1 protein-coding gene is annotated in these 2,649 nt (G+C 45.8%); it reads left to right on the top strand.

Annotation, left to right across the window (positions count from 1 at the left end; genetic code table 11):
* Positions 1–231 precede the first annotated feature (231 nt).
* Positions 232–2,649, top strand: a 2,418-nt coding sequence (locus IM509_RS04765; RefSeq protein ID WP_287716495.1) for a glycogen/starch/alpha-glucan phosphorylase, incomplete at its 3' end; no start/stop codon positions are given.

Raw genomic sequence — 2,649 nt, 5'->3', positions numbered from 1 at the left:
TGGTGGTGGTGGTGACAGAAAAAAACGCTATTAAGCTTTTTTTGTGAATAATTGTGGGAGGGTGGACAGGGTTCACCCTTTTTTGTCGGCAATTGCGATCGCTGCTCCTCTCAAAACCAATAGAAATCTAAATGTCTGAGTCTCTCCAAAAGGTAACAAGTAAACTATAAAGGATATCGTCATCAGGTCTGATCGGCGATCGACTCCCGAATATATGGACAACAAAAACCCATGGAGACAACCTATACCCTAGCTGATGGGCCTGAAGCACTTCAAGGCCCCACTTTAATTGAAGATGATCGCACGGGCATGAGTCCCGAAACCCTAAAACGGGCTTTTCTGGACAATCTATTTTATTTGCAAGGGGTTAACCGCACCGATGCCAGTCCCTACAATTACTATGTCGCCCTTGCCTACACCGTTCGCGATCGCCTCCTGCGTCGTTTTCTGAAATCCACCGACACCTACAAACAAGAAAAAGTTAAACTCGTCTGCTATTTCTCCGCCGAATTCCTCATGGGGCGGTATTTAGGCAATAATCTCGCTAATTTGGGTATTTACGACCTAATCAAAGAGATGATCGAGGAATTAGGTCTTGATTTTGAGGAAATTATCGAACAGGAACCGGATCCCGGCCTCGGAAACGGCGGTTTAGGGCGTTTAGCGGCTTGTTTCCTCGATTCCCTCGCTTCCCTAGAAATTCCCGCCATCGGTTACGGTATCCGCTACGAATTTGGCATTTTCCATCAAATGATCCAAAACGGTTGGCAGGTGGAAATCCCCGATAACTGGCTACGCTTCGGCAATCCTTGGGAATTACCCCGTCCCGATGAAAGTGTGGAAGTAAAACTGGGAGGCCGGACGGAAATCTATCACGATGATAAGGGACAGGAACGGGTCCAATGGCTGCCGGAACGTCGGGTTTTAGCCATTCCCCACGATACCCCCGTCCCGGGTTACAAAACCAACACGGTGAACGCTTTGCGTCTCTGGAAAGCAGAAGCGAGTGAATCGTTTAATTTTGAGGCTTTTAACGCCGGGTTATACGATCAATCCGTGGCTGAAAAAATGGACGCGGAAACCATTTCTAAAGTCCTTTATCCCAACGATAACACCCCCGCCGGTCGCGAATTACGTCTGGCCCAACAATACTTTTTTGTGGCCGCTTCCCTGCAAGATTTAATTCGCATTCACCTAAAAAGCCACAAAAATCTGCAAAATTTCCACGAAACCGCCGCTATTCAACTGAACGATACTCACCCCGCCATTGCGATCGCTGAGTTAATGCGTTTGTTAGTGGATGAAAACGGCTTAGAATGGTCAAAAGCTTGGACAATTACCCAAAAAACCTTCGCTTATACCAATCATACCCTATTGCCGGAAGCCCTAGAACGTTGGTCGGCGGATCTGCTCGGGAAATTGCTGCCCCGACATCTAGAAATTATCTACCTGATCAATCACTTTTTCCTCGACGATGTGCGGACTTGGTTTCCCGATAACGAGGAATTATTGGGCAAATTGTCGATAGTTGAAGAAGCTGGTTGGGGTAATAAACAAATTCGCATGGCTAATTTAGCCTGTGTGGGTAGTCACTCGATTAACGGAGTTGCGGCTTTACACACCGAGTTACTGCAAAAAGACACCCTGAAAGAGTTTGCCATGCTCTGGCCAGAAAAATTCTACAATAAAACCAATGGTGTCACCCCGCGCCGGTGGATTTTATTGAGCAACCCCCAATTATCGGCACTATTTACCGAAAAAATCGGCGATAATTGGTTAAAAGACCTGAAGGAATTGCGAAAACTGGAACAATACCTTGATGATCCTGAATTTCGTCAGCGTTGGTATGAAATTAAACAGGCGAATAAGGCCGATTTAGCGGCTTATATGCTGAAAACCCGCAATATTGAGGTGGATGTTAATTCGATTTTCGATGTGCAGGTAAAACGGATTCACGAATACAAACGCCAACATCTGGCAGTTCTGCACATTATCGCCCTTTATAATCGCATTAAACAGAACCCTCAGATCGATATCGTGCCGCGCACTTTTATCTTTGGTGGTAAGGCAGCCCCCGGTTACTTTATGGCTAAGTTAATTATTAAGTTAACTAATGCTGTGGCTGAAATTGTTAATAAGGATCCTGATGTCAGAGGTCGTTTAAAATTGGTTTTCCTGCCTAACTTTAACGTTTCTTTGGGTCAACGCATCTATCCGGCGGCGGATCTGTCCGAACAGATTTCTACGGCGGGTAAGGAAGCTTCCGGAACTGGTAACATGAAGTTTGCCATGAATGGCTCCCTCACCATTGGGACTCTGGACGGCGCTAATATCGAAATTCGCGAGGAAGCAGGGGCAGAAAATTTCTTCCTTTTTGGCTTGACAGCAGAAGAAGTTTATGCTAAAAAGGCCCACGGTTATGAACCGATGAGCTATTACAAAAATAATCGCGAATTGAAGGGAGTGATCGATCGAATTAAGAGTGGTTATTTTAGCCATGGTGACCCAGAATTATTCAGGCCGATCGTTGATTCTCTCCTCTACGATGACCAGTATATGCTTTTAGCTGATTATCAATCCTACGCTGATTGTCAGGAACAGGTAAGTGAAGCTTATCGCGATCGGGACAAGTGGACGCGGATGTCGATT

The sequence above is a fragment of the Microcystis sp. M31BS1 genome, assembly GCF_020245285.1.
Lineage (GTDB): Bacteria > Cyanobacteriota > Cyanobacteriia > Cyanobacteriales > Microcystaceae > Microcystis > Microcystis panniformis.
The sequence above is the reverse complement of the archived record's forward strand: the minus strand, read 5'-3'. Positions and strand labels throughout refer to the sequence as shown.